The organism is Paenibacillus sp. FSL H8-0079, from assembly GCF_037991315.1.
Classification (GTDB): Bacteria; Bacillota; Bacilli; order Paenibacillales; family Paenibacillaceae; genus Paenibacillus.
On sequence record NZ_CP150300.1, the window covers coordinates 1,671,044 to 1,687,968 of the forward strand.

The following is a 16,925-nucleotide window of genomic DNA, read 5'->3' on the forward strand; positions in this document are numbered from 1 at the left end:
AGGTTCGAGGTCACGGCTGCAGAGGGGTAATTCCGGTCCGTTCGCTGAAGAAGGTTTCACCAATCCCCTCTCTCTCTGGGCAGCACGCAAACGAAATCATGTCTCTGGTCATCGCCAAATATGTTAGATCAACTCATTAAAGTTATCCTGAAATGTGTTGCATTCAATATCAATATATTGGAACAGGTGTTGTTGAGTGTCGATTATATAGACTGAAAATGGAAAGGTCAAGCGGAACATTTTATTTGGTTTCGGATGGTTCATCCCATATTAAGCGAATGATCGTTCCTTCACCAGGCGTGGATTGTACCTCAATACGACCTTTCATGGCTTCGATCAAACCTTTGGTTACCGCCATGCCCAGACCTGATCCAACATCCGATGTACCTGTGTCTGTACCGCGATAGTATCGTTCAAATAACTTCCATACCGTCTCGGAGTCCATACCTCGTCCGTTATCGGCAAACTGAATGCTGAACTCATCAGCCTGCTTACCTGAATGAACACTGACAATCAGGGTGGACTCGGGCGGATTATGGAGAAGGGCATTGGCGGTCAGGTTATCCACGATTCGTTCAAACGATGGAATGTGAACAAGTCCATACACAGGCATTTCGGAAGGTTGGAATAGGATGCGACCTTCTCCATATGCCGGATTCCGTTCAGCGCGCTGAATCAAATCATGAAGTAACGTATTTACGTCAGTCTCTTCCACGACAGGCTGATATCCTCCACTACGTAATCGATAGGTCATCGCAAGGTCATTGACAAGCCTGTCCATATACATGGATTTATCGAGCATTATACCTGCGAATTCCCTGACTTCTTCCTCGGTCCAGCTATATTTATCTGCTTCAAGCATATGGGCATAACCCTGGATGGAGGATAGGGGTGTCTTAAGATCATGTGTTATGCCAGCAATCCATTCCTCCCGGAGGGACTCGGTCTGTTTGCGGAGTTCTTCATCTTGCTCCAACGTGTGGGATAGGGCCTGCATGGAGCGAAGCACTTCAGCATACACGTGATATTTCCGTTTCCACTTTCCGTTACGACGCTGACTTCGAGGCACTCCGAAAGCTCCGGTAGGCTCCTCATACTGCCCTCGCTCCAGACGCTGTAACCATTGGAGCATATGCAGCATGGGCGAGCCGAATCGGTTGGCATACCAGAAGGCGAGCAAAATGAGCAGCATGATGATGGATACAATCAATACGACCAATGCCGGCTCCAAAATAAAGTTGTAGGGGTTCTGATCACTGCTCGCCGCTGGATCAACAGGGATGCTAATCAACCAAGTGGTTTCACTCTGTTCATCGTACCACGTGGCAACAGACAGGCCGGATCGACTCGGATAGCGAACTTGCAGAACGAGTTCCTGAATGGTGTATTCGGTCGGTACGCCCATGGCTGGTTTGTTGTAAGAGGAGAGTTCGCGTCCTGACGGGTCCAATATTTGAAGATAAGCATTGGCAACGCGTAGGGCCTCCTGTTGGTCGGGCTGGAGATTTAGCTTCCCGTTGGTGAGAGCAAGATCTGAACGAATGTTATTCATTAAGGACTTGGCCGGGTTACGCTCCCCATATAACAAGGTAAAATCCTTTCCGTTCTTCTCCCGGATCAGCATGACAATCTGATAAGGGAACGGCTTTTGGCTTTCCCAGTATGCAATCAACTCCCCTGGCTTATAGTGATTAGGAACATCGGCGGGGGTGTGGTATTCATCAATGGCGTAACCTTGTTCATCCAGAACTTGGAGCCAGCCTTGATTTTTATCCACTTGCTTCAGCAATTCGGGGTCATATTGGATGGTATCATCTGGCATGATCTCTGCTGTATTAATTAATTGGTCCAGACCGTTGGCAGCAAAATCATCTACCAGATTCACTTCATTTACCTTTTGCACGACCCAGTAAGTCGCTATAGACCCAAGCAGGATGATAAGAACGACTGCACCGGCAAGCATCCCGATAAACCGGGTCATTAACCTGCGACGAATACTCATGGGCGTGACACATGTTCCGGCTGAATAAGTTTGTAACCCAGACCCCGGACGTTCACGAGAAACACCGGATTGGAAGGATCGGCTTCAATGCGCTCCCGAATGCGGTGAATATGAACCATCACGGTATTGTCATCACTAATGGCTTCAGAGCCCCAGACTCGCTCATATAGATCTGATTTGGTGAAGATTCGATTGGGGTGCTTGCAGAAAAAGAGCAGTAGTTGGAACACAAGTGCCGGACAGGATACGGACTCTCCTTCAACCCGAAGCTCACCAGCCCATTCCAGCACCTGGAATCGTCCAAAGTCGTACACGCCTTCCGATGTGCTGGGAGATGACGTATTTACGTTAGATGGGACGTGATCCGGGATCGCTGTGGTTTTAGTGGGTAAATAACGCTTCAGTAATGATTTAATTCGAGCAACCACTTCCAGTGGATTAAAGGGTTTGGCAACATAATCGTCGCCACCGACGGCGAACCCGGTTAATTTGTCATAATCCGTTGTTTTGGCCGTCAGAAACAGGATGGGCGCATCGGTGACCTGTCGTAGAAAAGGACAGATTTCCAGTCCGTTTTTGCCAGGAAGCATGATGTCGAGCACGATGCAATGATAGGTCTTGTTGTTGCACGCCTCGATGGCAGCTTCGCCTGTTGTAACGGTATCAATATCGAGAAACTGCTCTTTGAGCAGAACGGTTTTGAGCATATGCAGAATAGCCTGTTCATCATCCACAAGCAGTAATGAGACGTTATCCATAGTTTGAAAATGACCTCCTGATCCTTCCGTTGTGTTTATTGCTAATCATACCATCCAAGAGGGCTGTATAGCTTACGAGCTATCTTAACGGAATCTTAATTATGCAGCGTTAGAGGGCGAGACGAGTTTAACTACTGGTAAGTTAGGGTTAGACGAAGGATAAGACTCATTCTGTACACTTAACTGGAAAGTATAACGATTAACGGGAAGGGATGTTGAGAATGAACAGAGAAGGCCATCTGAAATCAGAACAGAATACACATTCGAAATTACACCATAGAAAAGGCTGGAAGGTGCTTGCGATTACCCTTGGAGCTTGCGTGATATTATCTGCTTGCGGCAACAGCAACTCGATTACTTCCGACGAGGCGGAGCAGCGGTCATCCGAACAGACGTCCAATAATGAAGCGAGCGAGAACTCCGATCAGGAGCAGAACTCAAGTTCAGAGGTGAGCACGATGGTTACACCAGACAATTTCATAGATACGTTGATGAACGGTTCAAAGGATGCAATCTATAGTCAGTTTTCTCCGGAATTGAAGGGAACGTTAACGTTGGAACAATTCAAGGAAGCTGCTAACCAGTTTCTGGAGGGTGTGGAATCTTGGGAGCTAGTGGTAGATGCGGAAATGAATCAAATAACCGAGTATAGCTGGAAGGATCAGACTGGAACGAAAGGTGTTCAAGTTTATTTTTCTGAAGAAAATCAGATTGAAGGTCTCTTAATTCAGCCGCTGGAAACTTATGAGGACACGGATGCCAAATTCACCAAAACAGAGTTCCAATTCCCCATGAAGGGGGAATGGTATGTATTCTGGGGAGGCAATGATGTGTTGTCCAACTATCATTATGCGCATGAAACTCAGCGCTACGCCCTGGATATTGTTCGTACACAGAATAATTCAAGTTATGAAGGCGATACAAAGGCAAACGAAAACTACTATGCTTTTGGTGAACCACTCTATGCAGCTGCGGACGGAACAGTCGTCGAAATCAAGAACGATATTCCGGACAATGTACCGGGTGTTATGAATCCGGAAGAGCCGGCGGGTAACTATGTGGTCATCGATCATGGAAATGGTGAATACAGCATCACAGGACACATCAAGGAAGGCAGTGTTTCGGTCAAAAAAGGAGATAAGCTCAAGCAGGGAGACCCTATCGGTGAGCTTGGTAATTCGGGTAACTCCAGTGAAGCTCATCTGCATTTCCAGGTATCGGACGGTCCGGATCTGTTCACATCTCGCTCAATCAACATTCGTTGGGCAGACCAGACTCAGCAGTTAACGCGTGGGAACACAATTCAGGGACTTCCAGAGTAGTGCTCTGTCAGAAGATTAGGGATGACGAAAACTTCTCTTCTCCGTTATAATATCCTCTATGGTAATAGAACGATCTGGAATGATGGAGGAATAGCGATGAAGCTGGAAGATGTGCAGATTGAATATGCGCGCCTGGAGGACTTGCCGAGGATTGTGGAAATCTATAATTCCACCATTGAGAGCCGCATGGTAACAGCGGACTTGGAGCCGGTGACGGTGGAGCAACGTGTTCCGTGGTTCGAGGAACATTCACCGGATCATCGTCCGCTTTGGGTGATGAAGCAGGCAGGACGGGTGGTAGCCTGGGCGAGCCTCAGTTCGTTCTATGGACGGCCTGCGTATAATGGAACAGTTGAAGTCAGTGTATACGTGGATCAGCAATGCCGCGGGATTGGGGCTGGCGGACGTTTGCTCGAAACTGTATTTGCGGCGTGTCCTGCACTTGGAATTACGACGATTCTCGGATTTGTCTTTGGTCATAATGAACCGAGTCTGGGGTTATTGCGCAAGCATGGTTTTGAACAGTGGGGGTATTATCCCGAAGTGGCTGTGCTGAATGGTGTGAATCGGGATTTGGCGATTTTGGGCAAAAAAATATAAGTGTCGTTCTTGTTCGTGAGATAAGAACATTGAAAACCTCCAACCTAAATTAATAGGATTGGAGGTTTTTTGTCGTACAACTATATTCTTCGCTATGTGAAAGTTGAGGTTGTGTTTATATGCCAAGCTTATGCTTAACCCCTTGAATCTGTCCCAGATGACGTTCCTCATGATAACTTGCAAAGTCAATCCACTGGGTAAGATCCATCTCACCGAATACGGGATGAGAAAAGGACTTGCTGCGCAGCAGGTCAGGGTCATGATCCAATGCAAAGTTGTTTAACGCTTGGTGAGATTCGTCCAGATCATTGCGTACGTCTGCGAGTGCTTCGGGCGCTGCTGGAGGCTGTAGGTGGGGTGGCGCCTCGACGGAGCGACTACGATCCAGCGTTAATTCATAAGGTTTTTTGTCCACAGATACGGTCTGTTCCTTCTCGAGCGCAAGACGCGCTTGTTTCCCAATGACATGTTCCATCAGATTCAGATGACGCAGTACTTGCATGATACTCCATTGTTCGGGTGAAGGTTTTCGGTTCAGTTGTTCTTCTTCGAGTCCTGAGACGCTTTCCCAGATTTGGTTGCGTATATCATCATTACGAGTAAACATCGTGCAATCCTCTCCTTATATGGGTTCTATAATGTTGATAGTCTGTGTATGTCCATTACCCAAAATGTGGATGCTTATTCTATAAGCATAGAGAATTGAATAGATGAATGCGAATCATAGGCATGATTAACCTTGTTAGGTGTAATCTGTTGCAAAATAAAAAAGCCGTTCTCCATGAACGGTTCGTTTCAATTATTACGAAGTCCAAAAAAAGATTGACGGGCAGACCCCGGCAAACTATAATCGGTAACAAGTAACTTGATATGTAAGGAGTCCTGACATGATATGTTAGTAATCGACGAGGTGTATCACCATACAGCATTGCAAATATCATCGTCCGATTTATTGTACCTTATCGAACGACTGAAGGTCAAAAAAGAAAATGAGATCCAAACGCTCAAGCAGAAGATCGAACAGTTCGAACAAAAGCGTCGAGCGGAAGAGGTCGCTTATCAATCGTTGTCGACCGTACGCAAATGGTTCGCGGGACACCCCGCATCCCATCATCAGGCGGTAGAATATATGGTTCAGGTGAAGGAACGTTTTCGCAAGATGGAACAGATTCGCAGACGCATACGTGATCTGGAGCAGATTGCAGAACGGATTAAGCATCCGGACAGCATTGAGCGGGACGAGATTGAGCTTGCGCCCGATACAATCCGTGAGCTCAGACAGCTTAGTGAAACGGAGGATGTACAAGCATGACTTTGGAGACGTTAAGCACCGGGATCGATACGGTCTGGGTCGTACTGAGTGCAGCCATGATTTTGTTGATGGAGGGTGGATTCGCCCTGCTTGAGGCTGGCTTTGTGCGTTATAAAAATAGTGTGAACATTATTATGAAGGTTTTTGCTGATATTACGATTGGAACGTTGCTGTTCTATGCGATCGGTTTTGGACTGATGTATGGTTCGGACGTTGGCGGTTTTGCCGGAGTAACGGGATTCTTCCTGAATGGGGATTTGTCTCATCTGGATGTACCGGTATCTCTGGAGACATTTTGGTTGTTCCAGGCTGCCTTTACCATTGCGGTTATTTCTATCGTCTCAGGAGCGGTGGCAGAGCGGATCAACTTCCGCGCTTACCTCCTGTATATCATATTGATGACGGCGATCATCTATCCGATTGGTGGACACTGGGCATGGGGCGGCGGCTGGCTTAGTCAGCTGGGGATGCAGGACTTTGCCGGTTCGGCTGTCATCCATGCGCTTGGGGGATTCTCGGCACTGGCTGCTGCGATTATTATTGGTCCGCGTAAAGGGAAGTACACGCCGCTTGGCGTAAGTGCCATTGCACTACCGAGTAATCTACCACTCGCATCTGTAGGTGCATTTCTGTTATGGTTCGGCTGGTTTGGCTTCAACGCCGGCAGTACGCTGAGTGCGACGGATGTAAGAATCGGTCACATTGCGATTGTTACGATGTTATCTGCGGCTTCGGGTGGTGCGGTTACGTTACTGTACACTTTGTTCCGCTTCAATCGCTCGGATGCGCCATCGGTCATTAACGGTTCGCTTGCGGGACTGGTCGGCATTACGGCGGGCTGTGCATTTGTTGGCGATGTAGCCGCCATATTCATTGGGGCAGTATCCGGCTTATTGATGATGGCTGCCACCAACTGGCTGGACCGTCGGCAGATTGATGATCCGGTCGGTGCTTTTCCGGTGCATGCCGCATCAGGAATGTGGGGCACGATTGCTGTAGGTCTGTTTGCCACGGATGGTGGATTATTCATGGGCGGCGGCTGGAGGTTGCTGGGTGTTCAGGCACTTGGTCTTACAGCCCTAGTCATCTGGGGATTCGCCATGACCTGGATCGGGTTAAAGCTGATTGGCAAAATTGTGCCTGTACGTTCGACGGAAGAAGAGGAAGATCTCGGTCTGGATATCAGCTATCATGGTGTGATGGCAGCACATCAGGCCCATGAATTCCTGGATGGTGAGGAGCATATGCGCGCTTACCAGGAAAAGTCTTCTGATCCAAATCGTTAAATGGAATATAGGATAAAGAAGTAGACTGACAAGGAGTGTCAGTCTCTTTTTTCTATAGCGTGCCCAGCTAAGCACGCATCTTCTAGCCGATGAAAATCCGGTCGCGGGAGAGGCCAAGCCCCGTGTAGCTAGGATACTTGCGTATGGAGAAATCTGTGCGTAAAAGCGTATCGACGAAAGTACCTGTCAGAGACAGGGCGAGCGACAGTCCAGGCCGTAACATCAAGTGAATCCTGCCGCGTCGTCAAAAAGGCCTTGCAAGAGGGAAAAGAGGAAGCCGAGTCTCGTGTAGATGGACGAAGGCCAGGGAAGCTGTTTTGAACTTGGAGCGACAGCGAAGAATCCTCCGGCGTAAGGGGAGCGGCATGGTCTGAAAGAGGATGTAGTGAACTGGGGAGACCCTCCCCTGCACGGATTTTTTTTTTTTATGAATCCGTAAAGTGGTACTCTATAAGCCAGAAGGTGAAGTGAGTGAACAGCAGGAAGGGAGTCCGAGGGGCTCATACTACCTGGGAACGCAGGACAACACAACCTGCGGGAGGGAAGGAGCCCTACTTTGTTCACGTTTCACCAAGAGGTACGAGTTCGTGAATGCCAAAATGGCTAACGACACGCTAGAAAACACTCAACAACTCTTATAGGGGAAACTAGGTCATGAGGCCAAAGCAAATATGCTGCATGCCCATGAAAGATGAACATCGGAAAGCCGTATGAGGGAAAACCTCACGTACGGTTTGATGAGGAGGGGCTGGGTTTTGCCCAGCCTTTTACTCTAGTAAATTGAACTACATATTTACACGAGAACGTAGAGGACAGAAAGAACCTGAAGAAGCGGAGCGTTCGCCTTTATCCCCGGGTTTTTACCTTTGCAAAGGTGAATCTAAAAAATTCTGGGGATAACAGCGATCGGAAGGTTGTTCTGTCATCGGAGTGGTAAGTGTAAAATATTCTTAAGTTCAATTTATACAGAAGCAGGGAAAGACGTCCGGGCGGAAGAATATACAGGTGTGAACCTGAATATGTCTCAGCATAGGTGTATTGTCAAAAGGGGAGGAACTATATGATTAAGCCAGAACAATGTGAACGTCTAACCAGAAAAGCCCGTAAAACACTTGAGGAATATGGTTTGGGAGTCGCTGCCGATCTGTTGTTATCTTCAAGTCGCTGGGGAATCCGCCTCGATGTATCCACTGTAGATGAATATCGAAGAACAGGAAATTCACGTGTGGGTGGACATCCGGATTTGCCAAGTCGCATGGAGTGGCCCGTAACACAAGAGGGGGTACCCATGACTTTCCTGGCCCAGCTGAACCTGGTGGATTTGTCTCCGTATACGCCGAATGATGGGCGTGGGACTTTGCCAGAACGGGGAATGGTATACTTTTTCGTTGGTAGGGATGAATCGGCCTGTCCCATTGAACATCGTGTGATTTTCGAGCCAAGTGCTCATAACCTGATAAGGCGAGAGCCAGAAGGGGATACCGCGCTGGAGGGAGCCCCGTTTGTTGCCCATTCGGTGACCGTACTGCCTAATCTTGAGTTTCCTACATATGCATATATAGACGCCAACGCGCTGAACGAGCTCTCGCCTCCGCGGAATGAGACCGATGAGACTGAGGCGGAAGTGGATCTGTATGACCGATACCTTGAATTCGAGTCGAGCTGGAATCATCCAAGTACGCTGAATTGGGGTGGGATGTTTGGATATCCTGACGGACAGCATCCGGATGCCGAGCATCGGGCCTTGTTACAGATCGCGCTGGGAGAAGAGTACGGTTATAACGAGCAGGAATGTGAGGAGAAGCTAACCAAGCATTACGGCGGAGACGAGGATCGGACATGGCAGGAACTATCCGATACGCTGCTGCTGTTGAAGATAGATACCCATGATGCTATTGGTTTCCAATGGTGGGATTGCGGGGAACTGCAATTTTTTATTCGCAAGTCTGACTTGGAGGCTGGACGATTCGAGCAAACGTATTGTTCGTTATACTCAAGTTGAGCAAAGATTTGAAATCAAATAGGCAACAAAATGTCCTGAATCCCGTCTATATGAAGGAGGAAGGACTTTTTTGTTCGAATATTGTTAGATTTGGTGTGTAGTTTGTTTATATATTAAGGAGGGATATCTTGGTTGATAACCGATCATATGTTCTGTATAATGGGATAAAAAGGAAGTGTGTCTGTTGATTCAATCTGCATTCAAACATATTGATGTGGCAGTAACATCGTTAATTGATATATGTGATCAGCTGTCAGAAGAAGATTTGGCTTTGACGCCAATAGAGGGCAAACGGCCTGTTGGTGAACTGCTTTCCCATCTGTCTGTGATCTGCCGAGCGGATGTCTATATTTCTGAAGGTGCATCGGAAGAAGAGATGACTTTATTTTATGAGGAGAACCAGGTTCATTCGCTCAGTCAGATCAAGCAAGCTCTGATTGATAACCAGATGTATCTGTACCAACGGTACAGGCAGTTTAACACCGAAGAGTTACTGCATGTGACGGATTCATACTGGGGAGCTTCCTATAGTCGGCTAGAGTGGTTACTTGAGATTATGGGACATGTGTATCATCACAGGGGACAATTGTATACGATGCTAACCCTGACGGGCAAAGAACCCAAATCCGTGCTTTTTAAATAGAAAGGTATTATTCAATACTAGACATACGGTAATGATAGGAACGGTTAGATTACATATAAGTACATGTTCAAAAAGAACGGTTTTCAATCCAACAATACTACAAGCTATACTTGAAACACGGAGAATTCCGGCAAGTTTGAACGTATCCGTGAGGTCAAGGCACGGGAAGTCGGGCACGATTCTTTCCTTATATTGAATAACACAGATTCTGGATTTTAATGTATAATATGTTTTTTTTATCTAGCGTAAAAGGAGGAAGGAATGGACTATAAATATAGAAAATCGGAACGGGATATAAGCTCGCTGCAACCCAAAACCGGGATCAGACCGGAACGGCCTGGTATCTCCGGATTGGGTGGATGGCTTATTTTAATCCAGATCAGTCTTTGGCTTGCGCTGGTGTTTCTCATCTCGGATGTATCGCAGGTGAATGTCATCATGGACCCTGCCAGATGGGAAGTAGGCCGTGGTGTCGATCCTCAGATCTACGCGGAGATGATCCGTCCACTCCTATGGTTTGGCTTCATAAGCAGCAGCATTCTATTGATGATCGTTATCGTGAACCTCGTTCTTTTATATAAACGGAAGAGACAGTTTCCACGCATGATGATGGTAATGTACATGATGAATGTGATCATAAGCATCGCGACCTGGATTCTGATTGCACGAAATGAGATCCCAAGAGAACAGCATGTGCTTGATGCAACACCGGCTTTTCATCTGATCGTACGATCCATTCTGGTGTGCTGTATCTTCATTCCGTACTTCTTGAAGTCGATTCGGGTGAAGAATACGTTTGTGAAGTAACTTGCTTCGCTAGTGACACGGTAGAACCCAAATGAAAAGGCCCATGGCATACAAAGCGCTAAGCTTGTATACCGTGGGCCTTTTTGCAACCAAGATATCGATAGAGGTCATTTCGATGATGATTTTGTCCGTATCGAGCCGGGAATTCGGCGTATCATCTGGTTTAATACCTCTGACAGCACGAGGCCTACGGCAATAGCGCCGGATAACATGAGTGCCTTGGCTGCCATCTCCATGGCTGCACCGTAATCATTTTGCACAAAACTTCGCATCGCATTATAAGCCAGTCCACCAGGAACCAGAGGAATGATGCCTGCGACGCTGAAGATGATTACGGGTGCGCGAAACATGCGAGAGAATATTTGGCTGATGACCCCTACGGCTATGGTCGCTGCAAGTGTAGCAGGAACCGCATCCGCTGCATATTCGAGCACGATATAGATAATCCAGCCGATCATGCCGACAAATCCACCGTGGAGCAGCATGCGCCGTGGTGCGTTGAAGATGATCCCGAACGCGGCTGAAGCGACAAAACTGGTTAAGGCTTGTTCAATAAAATGGAGCATATCCTGCATTCCTCCGTCTTACATAAAAAGTGAAAATACAACCGCAATACCGGTACCTATGGCAAAGGCAGTCAGAAAGGCCTCGGCTCCTTTGGATAATCCGGATACGAGATGTCCGGCCATCAGGTCGCGTACAGCGTTAGTAATCAGCAGCCCCGGAACTAGCGGCATAACCGAACCAATAATGATTTTGTCCCGTTCATGACCCACTCCCATGTAGATGAGGAAAAAAGCGAGCAAGCCAATGACGAAGGATGCCGTAAGCTCGGCAAAAAATTTGACCCGTACCAATCGGTGAAAGGCAATCACTGCTGCGTAACCTATACCACCACAGATCAGCGCCGGAAGAAAGTCGCTCCAGCCCCCGCCAAACATAATGGTAAAACACCCACTGGATAACGCTGCAGCCGTGAGCTGCACAGCCGTTGAATAGGAGGAGGGCTTGCCTTCAATCTGAACCAACAGATCATGAGCTTCCTGCACAGTGAGCTCCCCTTGTCCGATACGGCGGGAGACCGCGTTCACCTCGGATACTTTGTCCAGATCCGTCGTACGCTCCGAGATGCGAATCAGCTTGGCGGGTTCGGTTGCATCGACAGAGAAGAAGATGCCTGTTGGCACAACGTAACTGTGCGAATGGGGTAAACCCAGCGCTGCCGCCATGCGTTTCATCGTATCTTCCACACGGTAGGTTTCACCGCCGCTTTGCAGCATGATTTTGCCTGCGAGCAGACAGATTGCAATCACGCGGGATTGTTCAGTAGGGTTGTTGCCAATCATACCCGTCTCGGTCTGAGATACGGGTGATGAATCATGACGTATGTATTCCAACCGGATCAAGCTCCGTTTCATATGAGATAAGGCGTGGTGCCGACACCATTGTATCATATTTCACACCCCCGTAAGGAATCATACCGCACTAGCGCTATGACGTTAAAAAAGCTTCGTTCCCAAGACTTGATTGTCACAGGAGCGAAGCTTCTTGAAGCGGGTTCGGAAACAGACGCATAATACCAGCTACATCAACAGTGTAATAACCAACAATTCATACAGCACGAGTGGCAAAATCGTCGGTCCAAACAAGGCACGCGGCTCAGGATATCCATGCATCGGGGTAACCTGGAGATACAGAATTCCCCGGTCTGCGCTGATGATAACGCCTTCCCATACCTGCCCATCGATATTCTGGACTTGTACCTTCTTGCCTACATGCTGCCGGGCTGTATGATGAAGCATATTCCGCACATTTTGCACGGATTGAAGCATCGGTTGATTAGCTTGATACACGACACGCGTGGACGGCGTGGATGTGGATTCAGACATGATGCACAACCCTTCCTCAAAATAAGTTCTTACTTCAAGGTATGCATCTGCCTACAAAAGGTGATTACACGAACGCCATTTCCAGGCTTCCGCGTCCATTTTCATAAGCCACTTTGCCCAGAGCTCCATTCACAAAGGTTAACTGGGGCGGAATATGACCGAGATCCACATCGTACAGTACAGGGACATCCAGATCTCCAAGTGCAGAGGAGAGGGCATCCATGAAATTGAAATCCGCTGTATCGGAATAACCGGCAGGTCGGCCGAACATGAAACCTTTCACACCTGCAAACCAGCCGGCCTGTTTCATCTGCCACAGATGACGGTAGATATCACCCGCGTTCATCTCACAGCTCTCCAGATACCAGATGGTTCCTTCGTCTGCACAATACTCATTCAGATATGATGCCACGGGTGCATACGGCGTGCCGATCAGACAGGTGATTGTATCCATACAGCCGCCGATCAGCCGACCGGAGAACGACACAGAGGTATCTGCATCTTCCGAGTGGCCGAGCTGTTTCCAGCGCGAAGGTGTATCCAGGTTAAATCCAGGCAGTTCCGGTTTCCATGCCGCTTGATAATGCGTGGAAGACGATTGTGTGATCTCTCCATCGTGTTTCGTCTGTAAAACATCAATCCATCGTGCTGTCACCGGATCGATGGCGCTTGATCTTAAATCCACATAATTGGTGCCATGCGCCGTCGCTGTTCCGGTAAGCAGGGTATAGGCAAATAGGAAGGTACTGATATCCGAATAACCCATGACCCATTTGGGAGGCAACGATTTCAAGGCTTCCCAATCTAGCAGGGGCAAGATATCCATCAAGAACTCTCCACCCCATGGAGGGATAATGGCTTTAATATTTGAATCACGGAAAAACTCATTCATCTCTTCGGCGCGATCCTCTTTGGAGGCACTCACACATTTGATGTTGTGGCGGAGCGATGGGCTTTCCTGCACGGCAAAACCAAGGCGCTCCATATTGCGTTTGCTCTCCTCAAGATAATGGTGCAGGGATTCGCCTACACCGCTGGAGGGTGCTGCCACACCGATGGTATTTCCTGGAGCGAGTGGCTGCGGATAACGGATGGAACGTTGATTCATGTCTAACCACACCTTCCCTATTAACATTATTAATCGTTATTATGAATGTTTCCATTATATAGAATATTTACGAAAATCACAGCCTCCTGACGTAAGATTAAGGATTCACAGGAATGTCCAATGAGAATGGGGACTTCACTTTCATTGGATAGGTGGAAATGTGCATTTGGATTTTCCCCTGCATCGTGGCTCCATTTTCGACAGTAGAGGAAACAATCGTATGACTGTCATCCATCCCATCGCCACTCCCCCAACTGGAGCCAGAAATCTCATATGACTTCCCTGCACTGTCTGTAACATCATCGAAACCTAGAACGTACCCGCCGTTCATACTACCAGCAACAGAAAAGTCGATAATTAGATTTTTGCCTTCAACCTTGCTGCCAACCATTTTCAATCCAGGAGGGCCACCTGTTATCCGACGTGACTTCAGATCAAGGGAAAGATCCAGATCCTTTTTATCTAATCCCGAGAAGCCGGATCCCTGTAAGGTCAGCTTTTTCGGTATGGAGAAGTACATGCTTTCGAAGTAAATGGAGCGTTCATCCCCACCTGTCGAGGTATCTGTTCTCCACGCGCGACCTTGTTCGTCGACCAGTTGAAGATCGCTGAGTCCAAATACCTTTTTGGTATTCTTTGGATCAAAATTCACATCAAGTACAAGACGGGTTGGATACAGAGTAGCCTCTTTCACTTCAATACGCTGCCCATCCACCGTTAACGTCTGATTCACAGGAATAACTTTTTTCATGCCTTTGGTAAGATTTTTGTCTACCGGGAACGTCACTTTCCACTTTTCAGAACCTGCTGTATTTCTTGGATTAAACACAACGCTTAGCTCTTCAGGCGGAGGGGCTCCATCCGAGAAGATCACGTCAATCATATTCTCATATACATTCTCGTCTGAAGTCGGTTTAGGTGAAGAATAACCAAATGCAACAGGAAGATTTTTTCCGTTCTCATCCAGCAAATCAATGTCATAGTTGAATTTCTCGGAATCTTTCATACCTTTCATCGTGTAAAAAATAACCATACGTGACTCGTCTGTGATAATGCCTTCAACGGTCACGGAAGCACCATCATGCTCGTCGCTGACACCGACCTTCTGTAAGAGGGACTGATCGATCGCCATCATTAATCCTTTATCCTGGCGAATCAGGCTCACAATGCCTTCCATGCCAGGCAATTGCTCCACGAAGGACGCAAAGGCGGGAGAGACACGAATACATCCCGTAAATAGCAGGATGAGGGCAGCTGCTGAGATGGAGCTCATATACCAACGCAGCCGGGACTTTCGCTTATGGGCAGCCCGGCGGATTCCGGACTGCACAGCCTGATCGGCGGCGGCATCGGGCACAGGCATTGTTTCGTATTCCGTCTTGCGAGCATTCAGACGTTCTTCCAATGCATCAAATGAGTTTTGTTCATTCGTCATGAGGATACATCTCCTTTCGTTTCAAGTTGATCACGGAGCTGTCCGAGTGCCCGATGTAATCGGGATTTTACGGTGCCGGTTGGAATTTCGAGAATATCGGCGATTTCAGTTAAGGAGAAACCTTCGAAATAACTCAGGACAATAATTGGTTTGCAATCCCGATCAAGGGTAGATACAGCCGCAGCAAGATCGGGGTCCGCAGGACGATCCCAACTGCTGGATTCATGGATCTCGGTGACGGGACTGAACCGACTTTTGCGTTTGCGTTCGTCCGCGCAGTAGTTGAGCAGTATGCGGATGAGCCACGTACCGAAGTAGGAGGGCTCTTTTAATTTTTTGAGTTTGCGGAACGCCCTGAAGGTTGATTCCTGAATTGCTTCCAGCGCATCACCTTCGTTGTGCAGATACGCATAGGCGATACGGTATAGTTGGCTCTGATGCAATTCCATTAAGGCTGCAAAAGCCTCGGCATCCCCTTTTTGTGCGGCGATGGTAAGTTGAGTAGGGGTCACTTGGCTCCTCCTTTCATGGATATGTTGAGTATTAGACCGTGTAAGGCGTCAAACGGTTCTTATTTTCTAAAAAATATAATGTATCGGGATTTCTATAGAAGTTGAACTACGTATGTATACGAGAACGTAGAGGACAACAAATAACCGTCAGGACTCTTTTTACTCCAAAAAGAGTCCTGACGGTTACTCACGGTATTGCTCACGCTACCTGAACATTATTGCTATCTAGCTGCAACGGCTGCTTGCAGGCACGAAGCTGTAGATGTGTTACCACGTTCAAGTGCAATGTCCAATGGGGTTAGACCTGATGAGTTCAATGCACTCGGATCGGCACCATGTTGGAGTAACATCTCGATGAGTTCGGTCTGATCCGTATGAAATGCTGCCGAGTGCAGCGCATATTGTCCATCACTATCCAGAATGTTCGTAGATGCCCCCTGTTCGAGCAAAAGGCGGATCACTTCTGGCGAACGTTCTCCGGCAAGTGCGGCATGCAGTGCAGTATTGGATGGAATAAAGGAAATCTTGGAATGAGAAATGGCGTTAACATTGGCACCGTGCTCCAGAAGAACTCGAACTGCTCCTACTTGTCCATAATGAGAGGCATATCCCAGTGGCGTAAGGCCATCTTGATTTTCAATGTTGGTAAGTTCCGGGTCAGCATCAAGCAGTGACTTGAGTTTCTCAACGTGGCCTTCTTGTACCGCCTGGAATAGATGATTCATCTGTTCTGCATGATTCATAGCGAATACCTCCATCGGATGGAATATTAGAATTACAGGGATTCATTATATAGCTTCTTCGCAGCTTCCAGCCCAGGTACGGCAAAACAGGCGAGTGGAGAGGGGAGATCGTTCAATGGGAACCAGCCGATCTCACCAATGGCTCCGCCTTCTTCCAGATTACGAGCATGGCCGCCAATCACCTTGGTTGAATAGAGAACAGATATCCAATGTTCCTTCTGCTCTGGCTGGATCGTCTCTGCCGTGCAGAGCAAACTGTCGATGGCGATATCCAGATCCACTTCTTCCTTGATTTCACGAATGACGGCGGTCTCCAGTGATTCGTAGGGATCGACTTTCCCGCCGGGAATACTCCAGGTGTGCTGTTCAGGCTTGCGGTTCCGCCAGGCGAGAAGCGCTTCGCCCCGTTCATTCAGGATGACCGCGCCTACGCCGATCCGAGGCGTAATTTCAGATTCATCTTTTGGATCTGAGCTTAACGCCGACATGGACAGCGCAGCTTGTTC

19 protein-coding genes are annotated in these 16,925 nt (G+C 47.9%); 7 read left to right on the plus strand and 12 right to left on the minus strand.

From position 1 onward, the window contains the following. Positions 1-241: 241 nt before the first annotated feature. Entirely contained in the window at positions 242-2,002 is a 1,761-nt protein-coding gene (locus MHI06_RS07385) for a HAMP domain-containing sensor histidine kinase (protein ID WP_340400994.1), read from the minus strand. Next, on the minus strand, positions 1,999-2,760 hold the full coding sequence (locus MHI06_RS07390; RefSeq protein ID WP_340400995.1) for a response regulator transcription factor: 762 nt from the start codon (positions 2,758-2,760) through the stop codon (positions 1,999-2,001). Before MHI06_RS07390 ends, MHI06_RS07385 begins: the two co-directional genes overlap by 4 nt. A gap of 221 nt (positions 2,761-2,981) precedes the next feature. Here MHI06_RS07390 and MHI06_RS07395 point away from each other — a divergent pair, with 221 nt between their 5' ends. Both MHI06_RS07395 and MHI06_RS07400 read left to right on the plus strand, forming a co-directional pair. After that, complete coding sequence (locus MHI06_RS07395) at positions 2,982-4,082, plus strand: peptidoglycan DD-metalloendopeptidase family protein (RefSeq protein WP_340400996.1); 1,101 nt, start codon at positions 2,982-2,984, stop codon at positions 4,080-4,082. A 96-nt stretch (positions 4,083-4,178) separates the two neighbouring features. After that, positions 4,179-4,682: an N-acetyltransferase family protein gene (locus MHI06_RS07400; protein WP_340400997.1), complete on the plus strand. Its 504-nt coding sequence runs from the start codon at positions 4,179-4,181 to the stop codon at positions 4,680-4,682. 115 nt (positions 4,683-4,797) lie between these two features. On the opposite strand, the gene MHI06_RS07405 is transcribed toward MHI06_RS07400, so the two are convergent. Further along, complete coding sequence (locus MHI06_RS07405) at positions 4,798-5,289, minus strand: DinB family protein (protein WP_340400998.1); 492 nt, start codon at positions 5,287-5,289, stop codon at positions 4,798-4,800. Between the two features lie 285 nt (positions 5,290-5,574). Between MHI06_RS07405 and MHI06_RS07410 the strand changes: the two genes are divergently transcribed. Together MHI06_RS07410 and MHI06_RS07415 are read left to right on the plus strand one after the other, a co-directional pair. Then, the gene (locus MHI06_RS07410; RefSeq protein ID WP_340400999.1) at positions 5,575-5,994 is read left to right on the plus strand and encodes a hypothetical protein; all 420 of its coding nucleotides are present in this window, start codon (positions 5,575-5,577) and stop codon (positions 5,992-5,994) included. Continuing rightward, on the plus strand, positions 5,991-7,280 hold the full coding sequence (locus MHI06_RS07415) for an ammonium transporter (RefSeq protein ID WP_036610695.1): 1,290 nt from the start codon (positions 5,991-5,993) through the stop codon (positions 7,278-7,280). Before MHI06_RS07410 ends, MHI06_RS07415 begins: the two co-directional genes overlap by 4 nt. Before the next feature lie 82 nt (positions 7,281-7,362). On the opposite strand, the gene MHI06_RS07420 is transcribed toward MHI06_RS07415, so the two are convergent. Beyond that, positions 7,363-7,503 carry a hypothetical protein gene (locus tag MHI06_RS07420; protein WP_340398421.1) on the minus strand — a complete coding sequence of 47 codons (141 nt, stop codon included), beginning with the start codon at positions 7,501-7,503 and terminating at the stop codon, positions 7,363-7,365. Between the two features lie 837 nt (positions 7,504-8,340). On the opposite strand from MHI06_RS07420, the gene MHI06_RS07425 reads away from it, so the two are divergent. From MHI06_RS07425 to MHI06_RS07435, 3 genes are all read left to right on the plus strand, one after another. Continuing rightward, positions 8,341-9,282 carry a YwqG family protein gene (locus MHI06_RS07425; RefSeq protein WP_340401000.1) on the plus strand — a complete coding sequence of 314 codons (942 nt, stop codon included), beginning with the start codon at positions 8,341-8,343 and terminating at the stop codon, positions 9,280-9,282. Between the two features lie 175 nt (positions 9,283-9,457). After that, a complete protein-coding gene (locus tag MHI06_RS07430; protein WP_340401001.1) occupies positions 9,458-9,925 on the plus strand; it encodes a DinB family protein in 468 nt (155 codons plus the stop codon). 261 nt (positions 9,926-10,186) lie between these two features. After that, on the plus strand, positions 10,187-10,732 hold the full coding sequence (locus MHI06_RS07435) for a DUF2569 family protein (protein ID WP_340401002.1): 546 nt from the start codon (positions 10,187-10,189) through the stop codon (positions 10,730-10,732). A 107-nt stretch (positions 10,733-10,839) separates the two neighbouring features. On the opposite strand, the gene MHI06_RS07440 is transcribed toward MHI06_RS07435, so the two are convergent. From MHI06_RS07440 to MHI06_RS07475, 8 genes are all read right to left on the minus strand, one after another. Next, a complete protein-coding gene (locus tag MHI06_RS07440) occupies positions 10,840-11,298 on the minus strand; it encodes a threonine/serine exporter family protein (RefSeq protein ID WP_340401003.1) in 459 nt (152 codons plus the stop codon). Positions 11,299-11,316: 18 nt separating this feature from the next. Beyond that, complete coding sequence (locus MHI06_RS07445; RefSeq protein WP_340402074.1) at positions 11,317-12,078, minus strand: threonine/serine exporter family protein; 762 nt, start codon at positions 12,076-12,078, stop codon at positions 11,317-11,319. 237 nt (positions 12,079-12,315) lie between these two features. After that, positions 12,316-12,621, minus strand: a complete 306-nt coding sequence (locus MHI06_RS07450) for a hypothetical protein (protein ID WP_076327230.1) — start codon at positions 12,619-12,621, stop codon at positions 12,316-12,318. Positions 12,622-12,685: 64 nt separating this feature from the next. After that, positions 12,686-13,729, minus strand: coding sequence for a S66 peptidase family protein (locus tag MHI06_RS07455; protein ID WP_340401004.1), 1,044 nt, complete (start codon positions 13,727-13,729; stop codon positions 12,686-12,688). Positions 13,730-13,826: 97 nt separating this feature from the next. Then, positions 13,827-15,164 carry a DUF4179 domain-containing protein gene (locus tag MHI06_RS07460; protein ID WP_340401005.1) on the minus strand — a complete coding sequence of 446 codons (1,338 nt, stop codon included), beginning with the start codon at positions 15,162-15,164 and terminating at the stop codon, positions 13,827-13,829. Further along, positions 15,161-15,676, minus strand: a complete 516-nt coding sequence (locus MHI06_RS07465) for a sigma-70 family RNA polymerase sigma factor (RefSeq protein ID WP_340401006.1) — start codon at positions 15,674-15,676, stop codon at positions 15,161-15,163. The genes MHI06_RS07460 and MHI06_RS07465 overlap by 4 nt, the downstream gene beginning before the upstream one ends. A gap of 221 nt (positions 15,677-15,897) precedes the next feature. Next, positions 15,898-16,419, minus strand: coding sequence for an ankyrin repeat domain-containing protein (locus MHI06_RS07470; RefSeq protein ID WP_340401007.1), 522 nt, complete (start codon positions 16,417-16,419; stop codon positions 15,898-15,900). Positions 16,420-16,451: 32 nt separating this feature from the next. Beyond that, positions 16,452-16,907, minus strand: a complete 456-nt coding sequence (locus tag MHI06_RS07475; RefSeq protein ID WP_340402075.1) for an NUDIX domain-containing protein — start codon at positions 16,905-16,907, stop codon at positions 16,452-16,454. Positions 16,908-16,925 lie beyond the last annotated feature (18 nt).

Bases quoted from the DNA above. Each gene is read 5' to 3' on its own strand.
- MHI06_RS07410 (WP_340400999.1), top strand. From the start codon at position 5,575: ATGTTAGTAATCGACGAGGTGTATCACCATACAGCATTGCAAATATCA.
- MHI06_RS07445 (WP_340402074.1), bottom strand. From the start codon at position 12,078: ATGATTGGCAACAACCCTACTGAACAATCCCGCGTGATTGCAATCTGT.
- MHI06_RS07475 (WP_340402075.1), bottom strand. From the start codon at position 16,907: ATGTCGGCGTTAAGCTCAGATCCAAAAGATGAATCTGAAATTACGCCT.
- MHI06_RS07425 (WP_340401000.1), top strand. From the start codon at position 8,341: ATGATTAAGCCAGAACAATGTGAACGTCTAACCAGAAAAGCCCGTAAA.
- MHI06_RS07435 (WP_340401002.1), top strand. From the start codon at position 10,187: ATGGACTATAAATATAGAAAATCGGAACGGGATATAAGCTCGCTGCAA.
- MHI06_RS07450 (WP_076327230.1), bottom strand. From the start codon at position 12,621: ATGTCTGAATCCACATCCACGCCGTCCACGCGTGTCGTGTATCAAGCT.
- MHI06_RS07415 (WP_036610695.1), top strand. From the start codon at position 5,991: ATGACTTTGGAGACGTTAAGCACCGGGATCGATACGGTCTGGGTCGTA.
- MHI06_RS07395 (WP_340400996.1), top strand. From the start codon at position 2,982: ATGAACAGAGAAGGCCATCTGAAATCAGAACAGAATACACATTCGAAA.
- MHI06_RS07455 (WP_340401004.1), bottom strand. From the start codon at position 13,729: ATGAATCAACGTTCCATCCGTTATCCGCAGCCACTCGCTCCAGGAAAT.
- MHI06_RS07460 (WP_340401005.1), bottom strand. From the start codon at position 15,164: ATGACGAATGAACAAAACTCATTTGATGCATTGGAAGAACGTCTGAAT.
- MHI06_RS07440 (WP_340401003.1), bottom strand. From the start codon at position 11,298: ATGCTCCATTTTATTGAACAAGCCTTAACCAGTTTTGTCGCTTCAGCC.
- MHI06_RS07470 (WP_340401007.1), bottom strand. From the start codon at position 16,419: ATGAATCATGCAGAACAGATGAATCATCTATTCCAGGCGGTACAAGAA.
- MHI06_RS07405 (WP_340400998.1), bottom strand. From the start codon at position 5,289: ATGTTTACTCGTAATGATGATATACGCAACCAAATCTGGGAAAGCGTC.
- MHI06_RS07420 (WP_340398421.1), bottom strand. From the start codon at position 7,503: ATGTTACGGCCTGGACTGTCGCTCGCCCTGTCTCTGACAGGTACTTTC.
- MHI06_RS07400 (WP_340400997.1), top strand. From the start codon at position 4,179: ATGAAGCTGGAAGATGTGCAGATTGAATATGCGCGCCTGGAGGACTTG.
- MHI06_RS07390 (WP_340400995.1), bottom strand. From the start codon at position 2,760: ATGGATAACGTCTCATTACTGCTTGTGGATGATGAACAGGCTATTCTG.
- MHI06_RS07385 (WP_340400994.1), bottom strand. From the start codon at position 2,002: ATGAGTATTCGTCGCAGGTTAATGACCCGGTTTATCGGGATGCTTGCC.